The following is a 19,721-nucleotide window of genomic DNA, read 5'->3' as shown; positions in this document are numbered from 1 at the left end:
GAATCTTTAGCGTGCGATATTTTTTAATTACTTTTCATTAATTCGGCCACATATGTGACTGTTTCTGGTTGTGTTTCTTCAATTTTATTAATCGCATCTGCAAAATTCGGTAAATGCGCTTTGTGGGCAATTAATAATTCGTCCAACAAGGTCTTCGCCATGACGCCGCCAGGAACTAATGGATTAATAGTGAAAGCATGCAATGCTGCGCCGTAATCACCATTGATGGCTGCTCGAATAACCGTTTCTTCCATAGCTTTCATATTTTGAATAATTCCTCGTGCTGCTGGCGGAAAGGCCCCCCAGTTGTAAGGTTCATGGCCATGAGCTGTCACAGGTCCAGATACTTCTACAACACAATCATACGGTAAATCAGTAATTGTCCCATTATTTTCAGTAGAAACAACCATATCCGTTCGTTTATCATTATAAATTGATGCAATCATTTCACAAGCTGCATCGCTATAGTGTGTGCCGCCCCGTTCTTCTAATTCTTTTGGTTTGTAATCTAGTTTGGGATCTTTATACAATTCAAACAGACGACCTTCCGTTTCTTTAACCACTTGTGCTCTTGTTTCGCCCCGTTCATACTCTTCGATGGAATGCTTCAACATCTCATCTTCAATATAATAATAGCGATGATAACCACATGGTAACATTCCTAAATCTTTTAACTGTTCATAATGGAACGGCGCATCAAAAATATTTTTCAAATGACTTTCTTGCTCTTGCTTAGGTCCGTAAATTAAATCAATGAGTTCTTGTGTTCGCTCTTGTCCTTCTTTGTCCCAAACGCGGTGCCAATGGAAATGATTAATTCCAGCAAATTTAAAGAATAAGTCTTCTTCTGGAATTCCCAGCATTTCGGCCGCTTGTTTTCTATGACCAATCGGCACATTACATAAGCCAACTGTTTTTTTCCAACCGCCATGTTTAATTGCAGCTTCCGTAACCATTCCAGCTGGATTAGTAAAATTCACTAACCAAGCATCTGGGCAAAGGCGGTTCATATCGTCAATAATAGCTAAAATGACAGGAATTGTTCGAAATGCTTTAAACATTCCTCCCGCGCCATTTGTTTCTTGGCCTAATACTCCATGGGACAAAGGAATCCGTTCATCTTTAATGCGAGCATCTAATAATCCTACACGAAACTGTGTTGAAACAAAATCCGCCCCTTTTAAGGCTGCTTCACGGTCCAATGTTAAATGAACTTCCCAATCTAAACCAGCAGCTTTAATCATGCGCTTCGCCATTGCACCTACGATTTCCAATTTTTCTTTACCAGCTTCAATATCGACTAACCAAATTTCCTTAATTGGCAGTTCATCTTTTATTTTAATGTATCCTTCAATTAATTCAGGTGTATAACTAGAACCGCCACCAATTGTTGCAATTTTTAATGCTCCTCTTGTCATCCGTCTTCTTCCTCCTTGATTAAATTGTTATCGTTTACATATTTAGGATAAATTATGGGAATGTTCCCATGTCAAGCACTATTTTCAAAAAAATGTATGCTATACTTCTTATAAGAATACATTCCACTTTGGAGGTAAAAAATGACGTCTATCATTGATGTAGCAAAAGTTGCCGGTGTCTCGAAATCGACTGTTTCTCGCTTAATTTCTGGAAAAGGATATGTAAGTGCCGATAGTCAAGAAAAAATTCTCAAAGCAATGAAAGAATTAAATTATACCCCGAATTATGTGGCGCGGAATTTACGAGCAGGTGCCACAAAAACCATTGGCTTTTTAGCCCCTAGCTATTTAGGTTCCTTAGGTATTTTCTTGAATCGCTTTATTTCAATTGCCAAAAAATACAATTATTCCGTAACCTTATTTTTTACAGATGGCGATCAGCAGAAAGAAATTGATGCCTTGAACCAATTAAAATACAAACAATTAGATGGCTTGTTTTTATTGACACGAACAAATGAATGGTCGGTGATTGAGCCTTACAGCGCGTATGGTCCTTTAGCAACCTGGCATCGTATCGATTCACCTAATATATACTCTTCCTACATTGATCATTACTCTGGTTATTATCGTTCCTTAGAATATTTACAACAACAAGGATACCAAAAAATTGGTCATGTCCTCGGTAATCCCGAAAATTTAAACACGCACGCACGAAAACGTGCAATGAAAGATTTTTATGAAAACACTCAGGCACCTTGGCAAGCTGAGTGGCTGATTAATGATCAGTATACTAACCATTCTGGTCGCAAAATTGCCCATTACTGGCAACAATTAACCGAAAAGCCAGAAGCTTTGGCCTTTTATAATGATCACGTAGCAGCTGAGTTTATTTCAGAACTTGAAAATCTAAATTATGCCGTTCCTCGCGATGTCGCTGTCATTGGCTTTGATAATAGTTATGTCAGTGAATTGATGCATATTACGACTGTTGATTATGCCATTCAGTATCAAGCCGAAAACTCATTTATTTACCTATACAACCAATTAAATCAGACGAACATTCCTGAAAAAAAATTAACCGTTCGTCTAGTTGAACGACGAACGGTGCCTAAAAAAGACCCGGCAGATCAGTCACTTTGACTGATTTACCGGGTCCTTTTAGAGTTAAACAAAAATTATTTATGCTTTTGTTCATTTTTTAAAATAGAAATTGACTGTTTTAAGGATTGAATCATGCCGCCTTCGCTGTATACAAGAACGTTTGATTTGTATAAACGAGCAGAGAAGATTGTTAAAATAATTCCAAAAACTGCCAAAATCACTAATGAGACAATTGCTTCCATTGTTGATGCCGTTTCGGTCGCCAAGCGTACTGGCATAATGTATGACGAAATCAGCGGAATAAAGGAAGTCACTTTCACCACGATATTTTGTGGATCATTCGTCCCAAACGTAATGCCAATCATATAACCGATTAAACCAATATACATGATGGGCTGAACTGCTTTTGCTGTATCCTCTGGTTTGGAAACAAGAGAACCACAAAGTGCTGCCAAAACAGCAAAAACGAGAATACCAATAATGAAAAAGCCTAATGTAAAAATAAAGGTTGATGAAAAAATACTTTGTGGTGAAATACCACTTAATAGACTTTTCATAAAATCAAGATTTTTCAATTGAGAATAGCCGAGAACAAACGCCACTCCGTAAATGAAAATTTGTGTTAAAGCTACTAGAATAACCCCAGTTAATTTGCCATAAAAATGGGTTTGCGCTTTTGTACTAGAGAGAATAACTTCCATGATTCTAGTGCCTTTTTCAGAAGCAATCTCTTGGGCAATAATTGAAGAATAACTGCTGATGAAGACAAATAACAAAATTGTTATCCCCATTGCTAACGCCATTTGAATCCCTGTGTTATCTTCTCCTGTTTTTATTTTGCCATTTTCATCAAAACTAATTTTGGCTTTTTTAAATGTTGCTTGTTGATTCAACATGGCAACTTGCTCAGCTGTTAGGTTTAAACGATTGGCATTCGCCATTGTTTGTAATTGGTTTAACATTTGAGGAATTAGCATCTCGGTTGCATTTCCTAAAGAGCGTTCAGAGTAAAGCTGACCAGAAATCTGATTATCTGTAGTGTCCAAAAGTAAATAGGCATCAATTTTCTCGTCTTTTAATTGTTCTTGGGCCTTTTTCTCAGAAGAAACAGCTTTGAAAGAAAAGTCCTCTGTTTTATTCTTTGTCAACTCTTTAACGAGCGCTTGATTTTCCGAAACCAGACCAATGGTAGTATCTCCTGAAAAACCGCTAGCTAGAGAGCCCGCTAAGTAAACAATTCCTACAAGAAGAAATGGCGCTAAAATCATGATTAAGAAAGACAGCGACTTCACATTTTTCTTATAGACATCAGTCGCAATAATCCAAAATTTACTCATCTTGCCCACCTACTTTCATTTTGAAAATTTCTTCCAATGTTGGTGGTTGTTGATTAAACATTGGAATGTAGCCGTTGGCTGTCGCTTTATCAAACAACACTTTGCCCACTTCAGCGTTTTCTAATGTCGCTTCTAAGACGCCATCTTGTCGCAAGTGTGCTTCTTTCACACCTGCTGTAGCAGCAACTTCCTCAACAGATAACGGTGATTCTAAGAATAATTTTGTTCGACCAAATTGTTGTCGAATTTCATGAACCTGACCATCTAAAACCATGCGTCCATTTTTTAACATGACTAAATGGTCACAGATTTTCTCCACATTGTCCATATTATGACTGGAAAAAATGACACAAGAACCTTGATTTTTCAATTCAATAATGCCGTCTTTTAATAATTCTGCATTAACTGGATCCAAGCCACTGAATGGTTCGTCTAAAATAATTAACTTCGGTTCATGAATAAGTGTCGCAATCAATTGAACTTTTTGTTGATTTCCTTTTGATAAAGATTTAACTTTATCTGTTTTTTTGCCTTTAACTTGAAATTTTTCCATCCAAAAGTCAATTTTAGGTTCAATTTCTTTTTTAGTTTTCCCCCGCAATGAAGCGAAATAAATTAGTTGGTCTTCAATCGTAATTTTAGGATATAAACCCCGTTCTTCTGGTAAATAACCAATAATATTGTATTCTTTTTCGTTTAATGGTTGACCATTCCATAAAACTGACCCGCTATCTTGTGTTAAAAAATTTAAAATCAAGCGAAACGTAGTTGTTTTCCCGGCACCATTTTGGCCAATTAATCCTAAAATTTTCCCGTCCGGTATCGTAAAGGATACATGATCAACTGCTTTAAAATCCCCAAAGGTTTTGACTAACTCTTTTACCTCTAACACATAAACGCCCCCTTCACTTTTTCTAAACCGCTGTTTAGTTACTCATATCGTATCTTTCCTGTGTTGGCTTGTCAATGACAATTGTTATGGAAAGATGCTGCACTTTAATCAGACGCTTTATTTTCTGCTAAGCGAAAAAGGCCATCCGTCTCGGCAGAAATATGCACTTCATTTGCGGTCAAGCCTGTGCTTTCATAAAATTTATTTTTAAATTCCTTTGCCGATTTTGATGATTGGCAGGCCCAAATTCGACCTGTACGATTCAACCACGTACCCAATTCATTCATTAAACGCTCATCAATCAGTAATTGATTTGGTACTTTTTTAAATTTTATTTGATAAACGGGTGTTAGTATTTTCATGATCAGACGTCCTCTCTTTTAAGTTAGTATTAGTATATCACGAAAGAAATCGTTATCATATTTTCTTGAGAGTTCAAATTTTCATAAAAAAATTGAATAAAAAAAAACAGACAAATTAGGAAAAGCACCTAATTTGTCTGGTTCATTTTCATCTATTTTTCTATCTCAGAGGTTGTTTCTTGGTGCAAATGACGATACACATTCTTTGCGACAGTTTCAGGTAACCCAGCTTTTCTTAATTCTTCAACACTGGCTGCCGTAATATTTTTAAGCGATTTAAATTCTTTTAAAAGATTTTTTTTACGTTTTGGTCCCAAACCTTCAACGTTATCTAATTTGGAAGCAAAACTATTTTTACTACGTAATTGACGATGGAATGTGATGGCGAAACGATGGACTTCATCTTGGATTCGTTGCAACAAGAAAAATTCTTGTGAGTTTCTTTCCAATGGTACAACTTCTAAGTTTGGACCAAATAAAAGTTCACTCGTTTTGTGCTTGTCGTTCTTGGCTAATCCAGCTACAGGAATATCGACTCCTAGTTGATTGGCTAACACATCTTTAGCAACATCGACTTGACCTTTACCACCATCGATTAAAATTAAATCAGGAAAAGGCAAGCCTTCTTTTAAAACTCGTGAATATCTGCGATAAATGACTTCTCTCATAGAAGCGTAATCATCAGGACCTTGGACAGTTTTTATTTTATATTTTCGATACTCATTTTTAGCTGGCCGTCCGTCAATAAACACAACCATCGCAGAAACAGGGTTTGTTCCCATAATATTTGAATTATCAAATGCTTCAATTCGAATGGGCGCAGGTATGTTCATCGCATTGCCTAATTTTTCAACTGCGCCAATTGTTCGTTCTTGTTTCCGTACAATCAAATCAAATTTTTCATTTAAAGCAACTGCAGCATTTTTACTGGCTAATTTAACCAGTTTTTTCTTTTCTCCCCGTTGCGGCTGCAAGACTTTCGTAGCTAATAAAGCTTCAACGCTTTCTTTATCAATGTCATCAGGAATCAAGACTTCTTTTGGCACAAAATGCTCATTCTCTTGATAAAATTGTCCAATAAAAGTTAAAAATGCTTCACTGGCATCATCATAAAATGGAAAAATCGATACATCACGTTCGATTAATTTTCCTTGTCTGACAAAGAATACTTGGACACACATCCAGCCTTTATCAACAGCATAACCAAACACATCACGATCAATTAAATCTACATTCGTCATTTTTTGGCGGGTCATAACTGTTTCAATCGCTTTAATTTGATCGCGAAATTCTGCAGCTTTTTCAAATTCCATATGTGCTGCTGCATAAGCCATTTTTTCTTGTAAGCGGTCCTGAATTTCTGTATGTCCACCAGAGAGAAACCCTTTAATCTCTTCCACCATATCTTTGTAGACTTGCGGATCCACATCAAAAGCATAGGGACACAGACATTGTCCTAAATGATAATACAAACAAGGTGTTTTTTGCGACGGATTACATTTTCGCAAAGGAAAAAGCCGATCTAACAGTTTCTTTGTTTCATTCGCTGCATTTACATCTGGATATGGGCCAAAATATAACGCTTTGTCTTTTAAAACCTTTCGAGTAATCATTAAACGAGGATATTTTTCGTTTGTGATTTTGATAAAAGGATAGGTTTTATCGTCTTTTAACATGATGTTATATTTGGGATTATTTTTATGGATTAAATTAATTTCTAATAAAAGTGCTTCAATATTCGATTCTGTCACAATATATTCAAAATCATCGATTTCACTGACTAATCGTTCTGTCTTAGTATCACGGCTACCACGAAAATAAGATCGGACACGGTTTTTCAAAATTTTGGCTTTCCCAACATAGATAATCGTGCCGTTTTTATCTTTCATTAAATAACAACCAGGTTGATCAGGAAGCAGTGCTAATTTATTTTTTATTCGTTCGTTCATACGATACTTCCTTTCTAACAAAATGCTTCATCTATTATACACCTCTTTTTGTAATTAAACAAAAAAAGCCGCTACTTTATGTACGAAAGAAACAGCCTGAAAAGACAATCGCTAATGATTTCTCTTCAGACTGAATCAGACTATTCGTAATGACTAATCAACGTTTATAAGTGTTTGGCAATCATTGCTTGCAATTGGTCTTTTGTATGAACACCGACTGCTTTTTCAACAACTTCGCCATCTTTTTTCAATAGCAATGTTGGGATGCTCATGATTCCAAAACTTGCTGGTGTTGCAGGATTTTCATCCACATCCATTTTGACGATTTTTACTTCGTCTTCATCATATTCTTCAGATAATTGTTCTAAGATGGGTGCTTGCATACGACAAGGGCCACACCAAGTTGCCCAAAAGTCGATTAAGACTAATCCTTCATCTGTTTCTGTTGCAAAATCTTTATCGGTAATTGCTTGTGTCATTTCACAAACCTCCTACTCTTTACTCTTATTACATGCTTAGTATAACACGTCATCTCTAAGATAGCGAGTGTTCTGCTTACTTATTGTAAGTCCTTGTTTATTGGAATTTTACGACAGTCGCACCATTACCACCTTGGTTTTGTGGCGCAAATTCATAGCTTTTCACACTGCGGTGATTTTTTAAAAATTCCGTTATTCCGGTTCTTAATGCACCTGTTCCTTTGCCGTGAACAATGGTTACTTGTGGATAGCCCGCTAGAATCGCAGCATCAATGTATTGGTCAACTTCTGCCAATGCTTCTTCGTAGCGTTTGCCACGTAAGTCTAGTTGTGTGCCAACATGGCTGCTTTCTGCAGAACGAACCGTTGTAACTCTTGGTTTTGCTTCTTTTTGTGGAGCGACAGGCGTCATATCCTCTTCAGATACGTTCATTTTTAAAATGCCCAATTGGACTTGCCATTGTCCTTTGCCGTTGTCTTTTAATAAGGTCCCTCGTTGGCCGTAAGTATTGACAATTACTTCATCGCCAGCTTTTAATTTTTTCTGTTCTTTGGCCTTCTTCAACACTTTGTTTTTAGCAAGCTTGGTTTCTTCATGGTGTAATTGAGAAAGCTGTGTTTTCGCATCAATTAACTGATGTTCTTTGACACCACCTTGTTGGCCACTTTCCAATTGCATTTTGCGAATATCAGAAATAATGGTTTCTGCGTTTTCTTCCGCTTCTGCAATAATTTTATTCGCTTCTTTCCGCGCTTTTTGTAATTCTTTTTCTCGTTCTTCAAAAAATACTTGATAGGCTTCTTTCAGTTCTTTATGCAAAGCGGCCGATTCATCGACATAGTGGCGAGCTTCTAAATATTCAGTTTCGGCCATTTTGCGACGGTTTTCCAGGTCTTCAATCATTTCGTTTAAATCTTGACTTTCACCGTCCATTATTTGTTTTGCAGCTTCAATAATACTGTTGTCTAATCCAAGACGTTTCGAAATTTCAAAAGCATTACTTCGGCCAGGCACGCCAATTAATAAACGATAGGTTGGACTCAAAGTATCTACATCAAATTCCATACTGGCATTGATTGTTCCAGCTCGATTATAGCCATACACTTTTAATTCAGGATAATGGGTTGTTGCCATCACATAGGCTCCTTTAGCGCCCAATGAATCTAAAATGGCAATCGCTAAAGCGGCCCCTTCTTGCGGATCTGTCCCAGCACCTAATTCATCAAATAGTACTAAACTTTGATGATCGACTTTCTTTAAGACAGACACGATATTCGTCATATGTGAAGAGAAAGTACTTAAACTTTGTTCAATCGATTGTTCATCCCCGATATCCGCAAATACTTCTGTAAAAATACCCATTTTACTCTCTTCTTCAACTGGAATAGGTAATCCAGCTTGGCCCATTAATTGTAAAAGACCTAACGTTTTCAGAGTAATGGTTTTCCCGCCGGTATTAGGCCCCGTAATCACAATTGCTTGATATTCTTCTCCAATCACAATGTCATTGGCTACAGCTTTTTCTGGATCCAATAGCGGGTGCCGGGCTTGTTTAAAAACTACATGATTTGCTTGACTAATTTCTGGAACAACTGCTTTTAGTTCTTTTCCTAGTCGTGCCTTAGCATTAATAAAATCAAGTTTACCGATGACATAAGCATTATGCGTAATTTCACGGCGATAAGGGACCAACTCGGCCGACAGTTCTGCCAAGATGCGAGTAATCTCATTTCTTTCGGCAACTTGTTGTTGTCGCAAGCGATTATTCATTTCTAAAATTTGTTTAGGTTCAATAAATAAGGTTTGACCTGAAGCACTTTGGTCGTGAACCACGCCACCAAAAACATTTTTATATTCTTGTTTGACTGGAATCACGTAGCGTTCATTTCGCATAGTAACAAGGGCATCACTCAGATAACGTGCGTTTTTCCCACGAATAATACTATCTAGTTCTTCTCGAATGGTCTGCTCACTACGACGAATATTTTGCCGAATTGCCTTTAAAGCTGGCGAAGCTTCATCTGTGACGTAGCCATCATCATCAATGGCTTGTTTGAGTTGGCGATTTAATTCAGGCAAAACTTCTAGTTGCTCTCGCCACATATATAAACGTTCAAAATCAACTTCATTTTCACTTAACTCATCAAAAAAACGAGTCAGTTCTGAAGTAGTCGACAAGACACGGCCTACTTGTGCTAATTCTATGCCATTTAAATCCGCACCAATTTCAATCCGTTTCATGTGTGGTTGGATATTTTCTAATTTAGGAATGGGGATTCCACCACGTAATCGTTGAACTTTTAAACCATCCTGTGTTTCATTTAGCCATGCTTGAATTTTATTTTCATCAGCAATCGGTAATAATTCCGAAACTTCGTTTGTCCCCTGAGCTGTCACAATAAATTGCAACAACTGTTGTTTTACTTTATCAAACCCTAATGTTGATAGAATACGCTGATTCATTTTTCCACCTACTTTTCAAACTTTTTCATTTGTTGAAAAGACTGAGACATAACATAAGAAGTTTCGCTTTGCTCACTTACTTCTTATCTCTATCTCAGTCCCATTCAGCTTTATTTCGTAATTGGTTCAACCCATAATTCATATGCTTGTTTTGTTAGAATTGGGGTATTTTTTACAATGCCTCGTGCCAAGCCACTTGACCGAAACTGATTTTGGACAATATCTGACGGAATCATTGACGCCGTAGCTAACACTAGAAAAAGACCCACGTATAACACAAGAACACTTAATATGCCACCTAATAGTCCATTTACCTGTTTCAAAACTGGAATAAATGTTAATCCATGTAAAAAGATCGCTAAAAAACGAACGACCAACCAGCCTGCAAACAGCAATAATAGAAACGCAACCGCTGAATAAAAGGCTTTGTCCAAGTCTAAAGAAATCTCTTGATTAAAAAAGACAAGCTTTGACGTTGGCGTAACCGATGGATATGGAATATACAATTCTAAATGAGAGGCGACCTCTTTGTAATAGGTTCGAGCAACAAAATATGAAATTAAGTAACCTACCGAATAGAGCACTTGTAAAATCAAGCCTCGTTTAGCTCCTGTATAAAATCCAAAGGCTAAAAGTAATAAAATAAGTATTGTTAACATCTTGTCATCCTTTCAGGAACTACTCCGAAACACCTTTATTTTGAATCTGCTGTTTTCGATTTTCATTCAAAATTTGTTGGGCTTCCACATGATTATGAATTTCTACATCTTCTTGTCCATTCTTTTTCAAAACATCCCGTGCTTCTTCTTCGATAATTTCCATTCGGCGCACACGATTCTCTAATTCAGCCAAACGAATGGTTTTCTGTTTTAAATCTGCTACTTGTTTTTCCAATTTTAAAGCATATTTTTGTTTTTTTAGTTGATCTGAAATTGCATTAATTGCTAATAAAACAGAAGCTTGTTCCGTATCAGTTTGCGGAGAAAGATGTTTAATTTCCGCCAGTTGTTCGTTGACAATTTTTGTGACTAAATCCATATGTTGTTTTGACTCTTGGCCAATAATTGTATACGTATGGTCTGCAATGATTGCTTTATATCGTGTTTTTTCATTTGATGCCATGTTGAGGTTCCCTCCTGTAAATCAATCCATTCTTGCTTATTGTACCATGAAAAAAAAGCGAAGCGCAATTTTCGTACAAATTCTCTCTTATTATATGCCACAAAGCGAAAAATTTAAAGATTTCTTTACAAGAACTCTGGCAATTTAAGAACGAATAGAAATTGTGTAGGTGAAAAAGCGTGGAACAAAAAGTCAAAGTGATTTTTGTCCCACGCTCAAAACCTGATAATCAGCTAAAAAGGTTTGTCTCAGCTGTACTTTTTATGGCTTAGTTATTATCTTTCATCTTTTCTACACGTAAACAACGCATAGCATTTAAAACAGCGATAATAGTTACACCAACATCAGCAAACACTGCTGCTTGCATTGAAGCCAAGCCTAATGCACCTAGTGCCAAGACAATGATTTTAACAGCAATCGCAAAGATAATGTTTTGTTTAACAATTCTCAATGTTTTTCTTGATAATTTAATCGCAGAGGCGATACGACTTGGTTCATCATTCATAATCACCACATCAGCAGCTTCAATTGCCGCGTCACTTCCTAAACCACCCATGGCAATCCCAACATCAGCCCGGGCTAAAACAGGTGCATCATTCATGCCGTCACCAACAAAGGCAACTTTGTTTTTAGGTGAAGATGCTTTTAACAACTCTTCTAAACGATCCACTTTGCCATCTGGTAAAAGTTCTGCATAAACTTTGTCAACACCAACTTCTTTTGCAATAGCTTCTGCAACTTGTTGATTGTCTCCAGTCAGCATAACAGTTTGTTTGACCCCTTCAGCTTTTAATTCTTTTATTGCTGAAATGGCGTCTGGTTTCAATTGATCCGCAATCACTAAGTAGCCCGCAAATTGATTATCAATAGCGACAAAAATTAAAGTTCCCGCTTCCTTCACTTCTGGTGCTTCGATACCAAATTGTTTCATTAACTTCGCATTACCGACTAAAACTGTTTTGCCTTCAATTGTGGCTTTGATACCGTGTCCGGCAACCTCTTCAATTGCTGTTGCTGGAACAGTTTCTTTGCCATAGCTTTCTTTAATAGAAATAGCAATAGGATGAGTGGATAATTGTTCTGCTGTTGCTGTTAAACGTAACAACTCTTCTTCAGGTAAAACAACACTAGTTATGTTTTGAACCACAAAATTTCCTTTTGTTAGCGTACCAGTTTTATCAAAAACAATCGTTTCCGTATTCGCTAAAATTTCTAAATAGTTGCTTCCTTTAATTAAAACACCTAGTTTGCTGGCTCCGCCAATTCCACCGAAGAAACTTAAAGGAACAGAAATGACTAAGGCACATGGACAAGAAATAACCAAGAACGTTAATGCCCGATAAACCCATTCATTAATAGAAGTATCAGGGAAAATAAATGGTGGAATCACTGCCAATAAGACAGCTAAAACAACGACAACTGGTGTATAGTAACGAGCAAATTTAGAAATAAAGTTTTCTGCAGGGGCTTTTTTACTGCTAGCATTTTCAACTAAATCTAAAATTTTGCTAACTGTTGAATCCCCAAATTTTTTCGTAACATTAATGGTCAAGGCCCCATTTTTATTGATAAAACCACCTAAGATTTCATCGCCGACTTTGACCGTTCTTGGAACGGATTCACCAGTTAACGCAGAGGTATCTACCATGCTTGATCCATCAATAATGTGGCCATCTAACGGAACTTTTTCACCTGGTTTCACTAATATTTGTTGCCCAATTTCAATTGTATCTGGAGCGACCGCTTTTATTTGTCCATTTACTAAAAGATTTGCTGAATCTGGACGAATATCCATTAATTTGGCAATTGATTTTCTGGATTGATCAACCGCAGCACTTTGGAACCATTCGCCGACTTGGTAGAATAACATTACTGCCACAGCTTCGGGATATTCCCCAATAAAGAATGCCCCAATCGTTGCCACAGACATTAAGAAATTTTCATCAAACACTTCCCCACGAAAAATATTCGTTACCGCTCGTTTGACAATGTCGCCACCAATTAAGACATAAACGACTAAATAAGACGCCAAAGCAACCCAATTATTACTTGGTTTAATGATAATAAGTGCTAAAAATAAAACAAATGCAATAATGATACGAATTAAGCGATTCTTATTTGGATTACGTCCTTCTTCTTCTTTGACATCTTTTAAAGAAATAACTTTGACATCTGGTTCTAACTTACCAATCACTGCACGCGCTTCATTTTCGACTTCTAAATCATGTCCTGATTCAACTTCCAGTGTCATTTTTTCAGCCATGAAGTCCACACGCGCTTTTTCTACTCCGTGAATTTTTTGGACAGATTTTTCAATTTTGTCTGCACAACTTGCACAATCAAGTCCTTCTAGTTTATAACTCTTTTGCATTTAAACACCTTCACTCCCTATATAATAGCGATTATTCCGTTTACATGAATAACCTTTCATGAATCTATTATAAATGAAGATGCAATCATATGTCAACCGCTTCACGTAATCTTTTTCTATTTTATAGACATAATGGCATAATTGCTGTAGGTGGAATGGATAACTGAGTAATAACTTTCGGATTGAGTCTATTGCTGCCTTTCCACCAAATTTTGGTTTGTTGGTGTTGAAACCAAGCACTTTGTTCAAAAGGTGCTGACAATGTTTGTAAGTGATGCACTTCGATCTGATTGGTTGCCTGCGGTTCTGTTGTGAAATCATGGGCCCGAATTCCAATAGAATGACAAGAAATAGGAACTTCTTGTGTAACCGTTAGTGTTTGTTGCCAGCCAATCACTTGGACTCTGTGCGCATCTATGCGTTTGACAGGCCAAATATTTTTACAACCAGTGAGTTTAGCTGCTTCAATCGTTTGAGGTTGGTTAAATAATTGATTTGTTGCACCAAAAAGTGTTTGGTTTTTTGTGATTATCACTAAACTCTGACATAACTTATACAGTTCATCTAAACTATGACTCACAATTAAGGCATGTTGATTTAAATTACTTAATCGCTGTTGAAGTTCAATTTGCAGCTCTTCCTTTAAGGGTGCATCTAATGCGGAAAATGGCTCATCTAATAACAGGTAAGCCGGCTGAGCCGCTAGCATTCGCGCAAAAGCCACTCGCTGTCTTTGTCCTCCAGAAAGTTGACTAGGATATTGTTGTTGGACTTTAGTTAAGTGAAAAGATGCAAGCAATTGAGTGACCAATTGTAAATCTTTTGTCACGCACGTCAGATTTTCTACTACCGACAAATGAGGAAACAACGCATACTGTTGAAACAAAAGACCAATTTTTCGTTGTTGCGGCGACAAATTGATCTTTTGTTCAGCATCGAATAAGACTTGATCATTTAAAACAATCTGACCTTTATCCGCACTCTCAACACCCGCAATACATTTTAATAACATACTCTTGCCACAACCAGAAGCACCTAAAATTCCTGTTGTTTGCGTCTTTGTTTCAAACTGAATTTGCAAAGTATGACTTTTCAATTCTTTTTGAATATCAACAATTAATCTCATTCCGATCTTCTCCAAGCGCGCTGACTAAAAAATTCCGTAAAAAATAAAATAATCAGGCAAAGTAATAACATAATCACAACATATTGATTGGCTAAGCGCCAATCCCCACTTGCTACAGCAGAGTAGATAGCTAAAGGAAGCGTTCTTGTTTTGCCAGCAATATTCCCTGCTAACATTGTCGTCGCTCCAAATTCGCCTAACCCACGGGCAAAGGCTAACACGCCACCGGCCAAGAGACCGTTCATCGACAAAGGTAGCGCAATTTTTCTAAAATATCGACTTTCCGAAAACCCGAGTGTCTGGGCTACCGCCAACAATTCACTATCCATTTGTTCAAACGCCGTTAAGGCTGAACGATACATTAAAGGAAATGAAACAGCAACGGCAGCAATAACCGTAGCTGGCCATGAAAAAACAACTTGAATGGCAAAAAAATCAAGTAAAAACTGACCCACTGGTTGCTGAACACCAAAAATAGTTAAGAGAAAAAAACCAAAAACAGTCGGCGGTAAAACTAATGGCAACGTAAATAAACTATTCAAAAGAATTTTTAATTTACGATTTTTCAAACGAAAAACAATATACGCAACGCCTGTTCCTAAAACAAAAGTAAATAAAATGGCGATTATTGCTGTCTGAAAAGATAAAAGAATTGGTCGAACATCCATTTTCCCACCTACTTTGTTAACTTAAAGCCAATATTTTCAAAATATTTTCTGCATTGTTGACTCTGTAAAAAATTTAAAAAAGCATCTGCTGATTTTTGTTTCTTAGAGGCGGCAACTTTACCAACTGGATAGATAATCGGCTTTTTCAAAGCAGCTTCAGGCATGGCCGCAACAATCGCTACTTTTGAATTGGTTGCTGCATCTGTCGCATAAACCAAGCCAGCTTCTGCACTTGCATTAGCTACCCATTCAAGGACTTCTGTTACATTCGTGCCAAAGCTTGCGTGTTTTTCTACATAAGACCAAGCGCCTAAAGCTTTTAAGCCTTCTTCGGCATATTGACCAGCTGGAACACTTGCAGGATCACCAATTGCTATCATTTGGGCTTTTTTTAAATCAGAAAAATCGTGCCATTTTGCTTGATCTTGGTTAGGTACAATTAGAACGAGCTGGTTTTCCAATAAAGGAACGACACTTTTCTTATTAATTAGTTTTTCTGCAACCAATGCATTCATTTGTTTTGTCGAAGCCGAGAAAAATACATCGGCTTTTAGGCCTTTTTCAATTTGCATCTGTAATTTTCCAGAACTATCATAGGTTCCAGTTACCTGAATATCTGGATGCTCTTTTTCAAAGGCTGGAATAATTTTATTCTCCATGACTGACTCTAAGCTAGCTGCTGCCGCAAGGGTTATTTCTTCTTTTTTTGTTGAAACTGTTTCTTTTTGCGGCTGATTTGTACATGCAGCAATTAGGGCAACTAAACTGAATAAACTAAGCAGGAACACAGCCTTTTTTTGTTTAGACATTTGAACGCCTCTTTTCTTTTATAAATACCCGCCATAACTCAAATCAATAATTTCAGATTTTTTAATCACTTCTTTGGCCATTAATCTTGGTAACAACAAATCAAAAACAGTTTTTTCTGAAAATAAAACACCACCTGGTAAGCCAATGATCGTTTGCTCTCCTTTATAAGCCAGCAAAAACATTGAGCCTGGTAAGACTGGTGTCCCATGGGTTACGATTTCAGCACCTGTCTGCTTAATTGCTAACGGGGTCAAATCATCAGGATCTACACTCATACCACCTGTACAAACAATCAGATCAAGCCCTTGTGCTAACATCTTTTTGATCGCAACAGTAATTTTTTGCGGCTGATCATCGACAATTTCTTGCTTGACAATCGTAACTAAAGGATACGCGGAGAACTTGGCTTTTAACACAGGGTAAAAAGCATCTTCAACCAATCCTGTGTAAACTTCACTGCCAGTAGTTACAATCCCGACCCGTATTTTTTTGAAAGGTTTCACAGAGATTAGTGGCTCAGACGTGCTGAGCTGGCGTGCCTTTTCTAATTGCCCTCTAGAAATTGTTAGTGGAATCACTCGAAAGGCTGCAACTTTTTCATCTTTCTGAACTTCTATATTGGTAACTTTAGTTGACAAGGCGAGACCTTCAATTTCATTTAAAGCAATTAATTTTTCTCTATTGACTTTTAAAAGACCTCTCGTGCTAGCTTTAGCAACAATTTTTCCTTCATGGACTTCACTCGGCTGACATGAGTCATCTGTTAACAGGTTATACAAAAATATCGCTGCCTCTTCTTCATGTATTTCCGCTGGATCTAAGGCAACAAATAGATGTTTTTTCCCTAATGATAAAAGAATTGGAATATCTTCTTGAACAACTATATGTCCTTTTTTAAAACACACTTCCTTGGTCTTTCCATAGTCAATTCGCGTAATATCATGACTCAACGGAAGGCCAACTGCCTCTTCTGTTCGAATTGTTTTCATAGTTTATTCCTCATCATGTATGATTTTTTTGTTTGTGATTAAATCCAAAGCGTGGGGCAAAACAGGCAACAAAAAATGCAAATGTTCTGTTACACTTTTCGGGCTACCAGGCAAATTAACAATGAGCGTGCGTCCTCTTTGAACAGAAACGCCTCGACTTAACATAGCAAATGGCGTTTTTTTCAAGCTAAGTTGACGCAAGCCCTCACTGATCCCAGGAATGATTCGCTCTGCTACACGTAAGGTAGCTTCTGGGGTCCGATCCCGTTCACTCAACCCTGTGCCGCCTGTCGTTAAAATCAAATCACAGGTCTTAGACCACTCTTGCAATAGCTCTACTAATTGATTTTCTTCATCTGGTAAAATGGTTTGTTTGGTTACCTGGTAGAGCGCAGGTAACTGTTCACGAATCAAGGGACCCGATTGGTCGACAGCAAGCCCTTGAAAGCAACGATCACTTAATGTTACAATGCCCACTTTAAACAACGTCTAACTGGTCTCCTTTTTTAATATGACCTTCTGTCACAACGACTGCAAAGATTCCTTCTCTAGGCATGATGCAATCGCCCACTCGCGCGTAAATCTGACAGTGTTTATGGCACTCTTTCCCAATTTGAGTAACCACCAATTCGGAATCGCCTATTTTCATTTTCGTTCCAACAGGTAATTGACGTAAATCAATCCCTGATACGATTATATTTTCCCCAAAAGCACCATTGCCAACCCGAGCTCCTTTTTCATTGAAAGCCGTTATTTCTTCAAAAGATAACAAACTGACTTGTCGATGCCAATTACCGCCGTGCGCATCATTTTCTAATCCGAAACCTTTAATTAAGTTGACTTCAGGAATTTCCTTTTTCTGTGTGCCTCTTCGCGGGCTAATATTTATTGCAATAATTTCTCCTGTTTTCATACTTACCCTCCTATTTGTGACATAAATCGTTGTTCTCCTTGTCGTTCCAAGAAAAGATGTTTTTCAGGCTTACAGGCAATGCCACTCTTGATAATCCCTAACAATTCTGCTGTTTGTTCCATAGCTAAAGCTTCCTTTAACGAGTAGCCGTCTGCAGAATGCAGGCACGTTTTTAAATGGCCGTCTGCAGTAATTCGAATTCGATTGCACGTCTCGCAAAAACAATGCCCTAATGCACTAATAAAACCTATTTTCCCTTTAAAATCTTTTAAGGCGTAATAACTAGCAGGGCCATTGCCCAATGGTTTTTGGTATGGTTGTAACGTTCCATAATGTTTGGTTAAAATGTCTTCTACTTCTTCTTGTTGCTTACCTGGATTCCCCTTCCCTAATCCAATTGGCATCATTTCAATGAAACGAAGATGCACAGTCTCTTTCTTAGCGATTTCAGCCAGTTCTACAATTGTTGCTTCACTTAGCTCTTTCCTAGCTACAGTATTAATTTTGATATTAGGTAATCCCACATCAATCGCTTGTTCTAAGCCCGCCAGAACATTCCTTAACTGACCAACTCTTGTTATTTCTCGAAATTCTTCTGGATCCAAAGTGTCTAAGCTAATATTAATGCCGTCCAAGCCCGCCTCTTTTAACCCTTGAGCCTCACGAGCTAACTTCATGCCATTAGTTGTTAGGGTTACTTTTTCGATTCCTGAGATTTGCTTTATCCTTTTAATTAAAGAGAGTAAATTCGGTCTAACAAGCGGTTCACCACCTGTTAATTTAACTTTTTTGATGCCTTCTTTCGCTAATATCCTCAGTAAAAAAATAATCTCATCATCTGTTAGAAGCTGCTCTTTTTTTAAAAAGCAAAGACCTGTTGCTGGCATGCAATACGTGCAACGTAAGTCACAACGATCTGTTAAAGACAAACGAACATAATCAATTTCACGGTTAAATGCATCTTTCATGCTGTTCACTCATCACTTTCCTTTGATTTAATTGAAGAACGAATGAAATGACCACTACGTCCACCATTTTTCTCTAATAAACCAATGTTTGTCATTGTCATTCCTCGATCAATTGCTTTACACATGTCATAAATTGTTAAGAGTGCTGCCTGCACACCTGTTAACGCTTCCATTTCAACGCCAGTTGAACCCACTGTTTTTGTAAAGCAACGTACTTCTAAACAAGTTTGATTGCGCCAATCAAACTGAATTTCACACTTTGTCAAAGCAACCAAATGACACAAAGGAATCCATTCAAACGTTCGTTTTGCGGCGGTAATCCCAGCTACTCTTGCTACCTGTAATACTTCACCTTTTTTAATCATTTGGGTCTGGATCGCTTCTGCTGTCGCTTCCAACATGTGAATTTCTCCATAAGCGAGGGCTGTTCTTTGAGTGTCATTTTTTTCCGAAATATCAACCATATGCACTTCTCCTTGTGTATTCAAGTGCGTAAATTCCTTACTTTGAACCATTTCTCCACCTCACATTTGACATTTGTTAACGTTTACACAATGCTTCTTTTTCAAGTGTATCACTCTTGCATCAAAAAAACAATCTGGCATCCATAATTTTTTTTAGCGAGAAATCGAAGTTAAAAAAGTTAAGCGACAAAAATTACGTGCTTCGCTTAGCCTGACCAGACTTTTGTCTAAGTCTTAAAACTTGATAAGCAATAAGAGGTCGGGACAGAAGTGCTTAACTCCGAGAAC

Annotated in this window: 19 protein-coding genes; 1 reads left to right on the top strand and 18 read right to left on the bottom strand. The window is 37.4% G+C overall.

Annotated features, from left to right (window positions below; translation table 11 throughout):
* Positions 1-23: 23 nt before the first annotated feature.
* Positions 24-1,418, bottom strand: a complete 1,395-nt coding sequence (locus IGI63_RS01760) for a 6-phospho-beta-glucosidase (RefSeq protein ID WP_429975198.1) — start codon at positions 1,416-1,418, stop codon at positions 24-26.
* A 141-nt stretch (positions 1,419-1,559) separates the two neighbouring features.
* Between IGI63_RS01760 and IGI63_RS01755 the strand changes: the two genes are divergently transcribed.
* Positions 1,560-2,558, top strand: a complete 999-nt coding sequence (locus IGI63_RS01755; protein ID WP_002360405.1) for a LacI family DNA-binding transcriptional regulator — start codon at positions 1,560-1,562, stop codon at positions 2,556-2,558.
* Positions 2,559-2,593: 35 nt separating this feature from the next.
* Here the strand turns inward: IGI63_RS01755 and IGI63_RS01750 are convergent, their stop codons facing one another.
* The 17 genes from IGI63_RS01750 to moaC all read right to left on the bottom strand — a co-directional run bounded on the left by IGI63_RS01750 (position 2,594) and on the right by moaC (position 19,484).
* Positions 2,594-3,856: an ABC transporter permease gene (locus IGI63_RS01750; protein ID WP_002357698.1), complete on the bottom strand. Its 1,263-nt coding sequence runs from the start codon at positions 3,854-3,856 to the stop codon at positions 2,594-2,596.
* Positions 3,849-4,748, bottom strand: coding sequence for an ABC transporter ATP-binding protein (locus IGI63_RS01745; protein WP_002357699.1), 900 nt, complete (start codon positions 4,746-4,748; stop codon positions 3,849-3,851). Before IGI63_RS01745 ends, IGI63_RS01750 begins: the two co-directional genes overlap by 8 nt.
* A 104-nt stretch (positions 4,749-4,852) precedes the next feature.
* Positions 4,853-5,110 carry a DUF3884 family protein gene (locus IGI63_RS01740; protein ID WP_002378312.1) on the bottom strand — a complete coding sequence of 86 codons (258 nt, stop codon included), beginning with the start codon at positions 5,108-5,110 and terminating at the stop codon, positions 4,853-4,855.
* Positions 5,111-5,262: 152 nt separating this feature from the next.
* A complete protein-coding gene (gene uvrC, locus IGI63_RS01735) occupies positions 5,263-7,059 on the bottom strand; it encodes an excinuclease ABC subunit UvrC (protein ID WP_429975197.1) in 1,797 nt (598 codons plus the stop codon).
* Positions 7,060-7,223: 164 nt separating this feature from the next.
* The gene (trxA, locus tag IGI63_RS01730) at positions 7,224-7,538 is read right to left on the bottom strand and encodes a thioredoxin (RefSeq protein ID WP_002357703.1); all 315 of its coding nucleotides are present in this window, start codon (positions 7,536-7,538) and stop codon (positions 7,224-7,226) included.
* A 97-nt stretch (positions 7,539-7,635) separates the two neighbouring features.
* Positions 7,636-10,002, bottom strand: a complete 2,367-nt coding sequence (locus IGI63_RS01725; RefSeq protein ID WP_429975196.1) for an endonuclease MutS2 — start codon at positions 10,000-10,002, stop codon at positions 7,636-7,638.
* Positions 10,003-10,112: 110 nt separating this feature from the next.
* Positions 10,113-10,661, bottom strand: coding sequence for a CvpA family protein (locus IGI63_RS01720; RefSeq protein WP_010819976.1), 549 nt, complete (start codon positions 10,659-10,661; stop codon positions 10,113-10,115).
* Positions 10,662-10,680: 19 nt separating this feature from the next.
* Complete coding sequence (zapA, locus tag IGI63_RS01715) at positions 10,681-11,124, bottom strand: cell division protein ZapA (RefSeq protein ID WP_429975195.1); 444 nt, start codon at positions 11,122-11,124, stop codon at positions 10,681-10,683.
* A 268-nt stretch (positions 11,125-11,392) separates the two neighbouring features.
* On the bottom strand, positions 11,393-13,495 hold the full coding sequence (locus IGI63_RS01710; protein WP_429975194.1) for a heavy metal translocating P-type ATPase: 2,103 nt from the start codon (positions 13,493-13,495) through the stop codon (positions 11,393-11,395).
* Positions 13,496-13,616: 121 nt separating this feature from the next.
* Positions 13,617-14,621 carry an ATP-binding cassette domain-containing protein gene (locus tag IGI63_RS01705; RefSeq protein WP_429975193.1) on the bottom strand — a complete coding sequence of 335 codons (1,005 nt, stop codon included), beginning with the start codon at positions 14,619-14,621 and terminating at the stop codon, positions 13,617-13,619.
* Entirely contained in the window at positions 14,618-15,289 is a 672-nt protein-coding gene (gene modB, locus IGI63_RS01700; RefSeq protein WP_002357709.1) for a molybdate ABC transporter permease subunit, read from the bottom strand. The genes IGI63_RS01705 and modB overlap by 4 nt, the downstream gene beginning before the upstream one ends.
* Before the next feature lie 8 nt (positions 15,290-15,297).
* Complete coding sequence (gene modA / locus IGI63_RS01695; protein ID WP_002361758.1) at positions 15,298-16,098, bottom strand: molybdate ABC transporter substrate-binding protein; 801 nt, start codon at positions 16,096-16,098, stop codon at positions 15,298-15,300.
* Between the two features lie 18 nt (positions 16,099-16,116).
* Positions 16,117-17,088, bottom strand: coding sequence for a molybdopterin-binding protein (locus tag IGI63_RS01690; protein ID WP_002408540.1), 972 nt, complete (start codon positions 17,086-17,088; stop codon positions 16,117-16,119).
* Positions 17,089-17,091: 3 nt separating this feature from the next.
* Entirely contained in the window at positions 17,092-17,574 is a 483-nt protein-coding gene (locus IGI63_RS01685) for a MogA/MoaB family molybdenum cofactor biosynthesis protein (protein ID WP_002363886.1), read from the bottom strand.
* Positions 17,567-18,001 carry an MOSC domain-containing protein gene (locus tag IGI63_RS01680; protein WP_002357714.1) on the bottom strand — a complete coding sequence of 145 codons (435 nt, stop codon included), beginning with the start codon at positions 17,999-18,001 and terminating at the stop codon, positions 17,567-17,569. Before IGI63_RS01680 ends, IGI63_RS01685 begins: the two co-directional genes overlap by 8 nt.
* A 2-nt stretch (positions 18,002-18,003) precedes the next feature.
* Entirely contained in the window at positions 18,004-18,978 is a 975-nt protein-coding gene (gene moaA, locus IGI63_RS01675) for a GTP 3',8-cyclase MoaA (protein ID WP_429975192.1), read from the bottom strand.
* Entirely contained in the window at positions 18,975-19,484 is a 510-nt protein-coding gene (moaC, locus tag IGI63_RS01670) for a cyclic pyranopterin monophosphate synthase MoaC (RefSeq protein ID WP_002369470.1), read from the bottom strand. Before moaC ends, moaA begins: the two co-directional genes overlap by 4 nt.
* Positions 19,485-19,721: the final 237 nt, after the last annotated feature.

The organism is Enterococcus sp. DIV0086 (assembly GCF_050498705.1).
Lineage (GTDB): Bacteria > Bacillota > Bacilli > Lactobacillales > Enterococcaceae > Enterococcus > Enterococcus faecalis.
This window is presented reverse-complemented; position numbering and strand designations above follow the sequence as displayed.